Source organism: Pseudomonas sp. P4_D7 (assembly GCF_056401755.1).
In genome coordinates, this window is the sequence record NZ_JBFUIR010000095.1 from 1 (window position 1) to 5,061 (window position 5,061).

At 56.4% G+C, this 5,061-nt stretch carries 5 protein-coding genes; all 5 read right to left on the bottom strand.

Annotated features, from left to right (window positions below; translation table 11 throughout):
• A partial coding sequence (locus tag AC1DVF_RS28230) for a hypothetical protein (protein ID WP_477489446.1) occupies positions 1–485 on the bottom strand: 485 nt, incomplete at its 3' end.
• A gap of 494 nt (positions 486–979) precedes the next feature.
• Complete coding sequence (gene rfbB, locus AC1DVF_RS28235) at positions 980–2,101, bottom strand: dTDP-glucose 4,6-dehydratase (RefSeq protein ID WP_477481971.1); 1,122 nt, start codon at positions 2,099–2,101, stop codon at positions 980–982.
• A gap of 22 nt (positions 2,102–2,123) precedes the next feature.
• Positions 2,124–3,260: a dTDP-4-amino-4,6-dideoxygalactose transaminase gene (gene rffA / locus AC1DVF_RS28240; protein ID WP_247036971.1), complete on the bottom strand. Its 1,137-nt coding sequence runs from the start codon at positions 3,258–3,260 to the stop codon at positions 2,124–2,126.
• Complete coding sequence (rfbA, locus tag AC1DVF_RS28245; protein WP_247036969.1) at positions 3,253–4,143, bottom strand: glucose-1-phosphate thymidylyltransferase RfbA; 891 nt, start codon at positions 4,141–4,143, stop codon at positions 3,253–3,255. Before rfbA ends, rffA begins: the two co-directional genes overlap by 8 nt.
• A 109-nt stretch (positions 4,144–4,252) precedes the next feature.
• Positions 4,253–4,888 carry a class I SAM-dependent methyltransferase gene (locus AC1DVF_RS28250; RefSeq protein WP_247036966.1) on the bottom strand — a complete coding sequence of 212 codons (636 nt, stop codon included), beginning with the start codon at positions 4,886–4,888 and terminating at the stop codon, positions 4,253–4,255.
• Positions 4,889–5,061: the final 173 nt, after the last annotated feature.

Below are 5,061 nucleotides of genomic sequence, written 5' to 3' on the forward strand. Positions count from 1 at the left end.
GACAATGTCAGCCCGCCAGGCGCTAAGAGAACGATCATCAGGCAGATCGACATCACCATGGTCCCAAGCGTCGATGCGCCCAGGTAGTTGTCGAAGATGATATTGGATGTCGACATCAAGACGAAAACGGAGACGGGCGTTAAGAAACCAACCGTCACACATGCCGCCACAAGCGTCGCGCCGGCTGCCAAAGCCGTCGCAGTGAGGTTGGTGCCCGACATCGCCATCATCAGCATCTCACCATATCGGACTGTCGCCAAGGCCCCGACGATGATTCGGAATAGGTCGATGCGTCTGAGATCGGCAGTCAAGCCGTGCTCCGACAGCGCCCGCCGGCGCCTGGAGAACTCAGCTATTCGATGGGTGATGCCGTCTGCTTGTCGAAGAATTGGCCCGGCATTGAACGCGGCGATAGATGCCAAAAGAACGAGAACAAACACCAAGTACTCGTAAAGCGGGTTACCATCACTGAATGCGTAGACCATTTCGATATCTCATTTCGATCGCGAGGCGTTGCGGCCCAGATTGGGCGACGGCGACTGCGCTGTAGTCGTTCCTGGTATACTTGACTTTGTGGCGGCGGCTGTGAACGTCAAGACAAACACGGCGACTGGAAGCCATGCTTGGTCCCACGTGGTCAACGCAGGGCGTCTTCTCACACTCGCGGCAGGTGAACTTCTCCCCCGCACCGTCTGGATGACCTCCCACTGACGTGGGACGACCTTAAGGGTCTGGTAATCTCCTCGCCGAGCTTCGACAGTTTGGCCGATCCACAGCAGGCGCAATTCGTGGGACCTGCGTGACGGACGCTTGCGCTCGAAGGCTTTGAGCGGCCCAGACGGCGTGGTGCAGGCATGAACGATGCAACAATCCCATTCGCAGTCTGTACCATCGCCTGCGTACCGGCTCGTCCGACGGACATAATTCCGCCGGCTAGTTTCAGTCCAGCCATTGTGATCTCCATCTATTCTTCGCAGAGTCATAAGCCGCCGAAATCACTTGGCCTTGGGCAATCTCTGAACTGCCCCAGACGCTCGCGCTGGTAAGTGCCATCTTGTACGCGACGGCACCAGTCGAGGTTGTTGAGATACCACTGCACGGTTTTCCGGATGCCGGTTTCGAAAGTCTCTACCGGTCGCCAGCCGAGCTCGCGCTGAATTTTGCTGGCGTCGATCGCGTAGCGACGGTCGTGCCCTGGCCGATCTCCCACATGGGTGATGAGGGCGCGATATTCCTTAACGGCGCACCCAGAAGCCAGCGGAGCGAGTTCCTGCAGAACGTCGCAGAGGATTTGAACCACCTCGATATTTCGCTTTTCGTTGTGGCCACCAATATTGTAGGTCGCTCCGACCTGGCCTTCGCTGACCACCTTGTAAAGGGCACGCGCGTGGTCCTCAACGTAGAGCCAGTCTCGTATTTGATCGCCAGCGCCGTAGACGGGCAAAGGTTTGCACTCCAATGCGTTGAGGATTACCAGGGGAATCAGCTTCTCCGGGAAATGATAAGGGCCATAATTGTTGGAGCAGTTGGTCACCAGCACCGGCAGGCCATATGTTCGCATCCAGCCGCGAACCAGATGATCGGAACTAGCCTTGCTCGCCGAGTATGGGCTGCTTGGGGCATAACCAGTGTTTTCGGTAAAGAGGTGGCGGTGGGCATCCACGGTATCGGCCGGATGAGGCAGGTCGCCGTAAACTTCATCGGTCGAGATGTGATGGAACCGGAAGGCCTGCCGACGCTCTGCATCCAGTCCCTGCCAATAAGCTCGAGCAACCTCGAGCAAGGTATAGGTGCCAATGATGTTGGTCTCGATAAAGGCCGCAGGGCCATCGATGGACCGATCAACGTGGCTTTCTGCCGCAAGGTGCATGACGGCGTCGGGATGGTGCTGAGCGAATACCCGTTCCAATTCGACGCGATTGCAGATATCGACCTGCTCGAACGCGTAGCGGTCGGAGTTATCAACCTCGCGCAGATTTTCGCGATTCCCGGCGTAGGTCAGCTTATCGACATTGACGACCAGGTCGCCGGTATTCTGGATGATGTGGCGGATAACCGCCGAACCGATAAAGCCGGCTCCGCCGGTGACCAGAATTTTCATTCCGGTCGACGTTGTTGATCGGTCAGCCGATGGCATTATTCAAAACCTTGACGACCTGTTCCTGCTGCTCGGCGGTCAGGTCAACCCACAGCGGCAAACGCACCAGCCTCTCCGACTGCATCGTGGTCACCTCCAAGCCGCCCTGCGTGCGGCCATACCGTTTCCCGGCTGGCGACGAATGCAGGGGCACATAATGGAACACCGAGAAAATCTCGTTCCTCTTCAACTCGTTGAGCACGTTTTGACGATCGATTTCCGGCGACAGCAACACGTAGTACATGTGGGCATTGTGCTGGCAATCAGCCGGCACGATGGGCCGGCGAAGCAATCCTCTATCCTCCAGCGGCTCAAGAAGCGTGTGGTAACGTTGCCAAATGCCCAAGCGGTGACTGGTGATGCGCTCGGCTTCTTCAAGCTGGGCGCACAGGAAAGCAGCAATCAACTCGCCCGGCAGGAACGAAGAGCCCACCTCCTGCCAGGTGTATTTATCGACCTCGCCTCGAAAAAAGCGACCACGGTCCGTGCCTTTTTCACGGATGATTTCGGCGCGCACCGCCAGAGCGGGGTCGTTCACCAGCAGGGCTCCGCCTTCCCCTGAAATTACATTCTTGGTTTCGTGAAAGCTGTAAGCCCCGAGATCGCCAATGCTGCCGAGCGCCCGGCCTTTATAAGCTGCCATCACGCCCTGTGCCGCATCCTCCACGACCTTAAGACCATGTCGTTTGGCAATGCCCATGATGGCGTCCATCTCGCAAGCCACACCCGCATAATGAACCGGAGCGATGGCGCGAGTGCGCGAGGTGATGGCCGCCTCGATGAGACGCTCGTCGACATTCAAAGTGTCTTCCCGGATATCGATGAACACTGGAACGCCGCCGCGCAGCACGAACGCGTTGGCTGTCGAAACGAACGTGTACGAAGGCATGATGATCTCGTCACCGGGCTCGATGTCGAGAAGCAAAGCCGCCATTTCCAACGCGGCGGTGCACGAGTGGGTCAGCAGCGGTTTTGCGCATCCACTCTGATTTTTCAGCCACTCATGGCAGCGCTTGGTAAAAGGCCCGTCACCGGCGAGCATGTTGCCGAACTTGGCTTCCGCGATATAGAATAGCTCTTTACCGGTCATGAACGGCCGGTTGAACTGAATTTTCTTACTCACCACCTATCCCCTGAAGCCTGTGCCACTCGTCGGCAACGCCGCGCAGATAATCGCTGTATTCGCATGCCGGCATGCGCTCAATCAATTTTTCGAACTGGGCGATGCTGAGGAACTCTCTCACCAGGGCCGCCTCCTCCGGACAACCGATTTTCACGCCTTGCCGTCGCTCAATCGCCTCGATGTAGGAAGAAGCTTCGTGGAGCGCGGTACTGGTGCCGGCGTCAAGCCAGGCAAAACCGCGGCTCAGTCGCCGCACCTGCAGCTTGCCAAGCCTCAGGTATTCCAGATTGATGTCCGTAATCTCCAATTCGCCCCGAACAGACGGCTTTACGGCCTTTGCGATGTCCAGCACGCTATTATCGTAGAGATACACGCCAGGGACGGCATAGTTGCTTTTAGGATGTCGAGGCTTCTCTTCAATGGAGATCGCCTTTCCGTTCTGGTCGAATTCCACCACGCCGTAGCGCTCGGGGTCCTTGACGTGGTAGGCGAAAATGGTTGCACCATCCGTGAAACTGGAGACCGCCCGAGGGAAATCGTCGCCGCCCGAAAAAATATTGTCGCCCAGCATCAGGATCACATCATCGGAGCCGACGAAATCTGCCGCGATCAAAAACGCCTGTGCTATCCCTTCCGGTCTCGGCTGCGCTCGATACTGGATTGCCACTCCCCATTGATCACCGTGTCCAAGCAAATTCTGATAGCGAGGCAGGTCGTGCGGCGTCGCAATGAGGCAGAATTCCTTCACGCCTGACGCAATCAGAACGGTCAGGGGGTAATAAATCATAGGCTTGTCGAAAACAGCCTGTAGCTGTTTACTGGAAACCTGCGTCAGAGGATACAGGCGCGAACCCGCGCCGCCAGCAAGAACAATCGCTTTCACTCGTGTCTCCCCCCACAGAATGCGACCACATCATACTCGCTATCATTGTCAAAATAGCAACGCACGAGCTGGACGATCTCACGAGCCGCATAAACGACGAGCTTCAGCATCATAGCTGCTTCCTCACGATGATCGTAAACTCGTATAGCTCATAGTCATGCAACAACGCCACCTGTCGGGAATAACGGCGCTTGCAAAGATCAAATAGATCCAGCGGATTGGCATAATATAGATCGCTCCGCATCCGGTCYGCGTCTGAATAGGACGTCAAACAATTGAAGGAAAACCCCTTTCGGCTCGTCGCGTTCATCATGTCCAGCGCTTCAATCAAATACCCAAGCCACTCCTCGTCGGCTCGCCCGAGCCGCACATTGAAAATCCCCGACGCTACGGAATAATCAACGACCTCGCCTGGCGACTTGCCCAACCTGAATGTGACATCCGGTGATGCGGCGAAGCGCGAACGCGCTGCTTCAATCATCGGCAGAGCGATATCAACACCCACGTAACGGGTAGCGTGGCCTAGCTGCGCAAGGTGGTCGAGCAATGCACCGTAGCCACATCCTATATCGGCGATGGAATAAGGTTGCGAGGCGTCGACCACCTTAAGTAATTGATTGAACCGCATGAACTGGCCGGCTTGGCTGTTCCAATCCACGCCTGCTGCGGTCTGGCCATGTTCGGCGATCCTTCCGGCGTAATAATTCGCCACATCCTTCAGGATGTCATCCCTCGCTTCAGCCAAAACGTGTCTCCTCCCATTTGCATCGTGTGCGGAGGGCGCATCTGAAGGAGCCTCCGCCCCCATAAGTTGTTATAGGTATAGTATGCAAAATGATCGCTTAGTCCTGTGAATGACGTCGAGAATAAATTTCTTGAACAATCGTTCGAGGCCGATCCTTCACCTCCTCCAATATC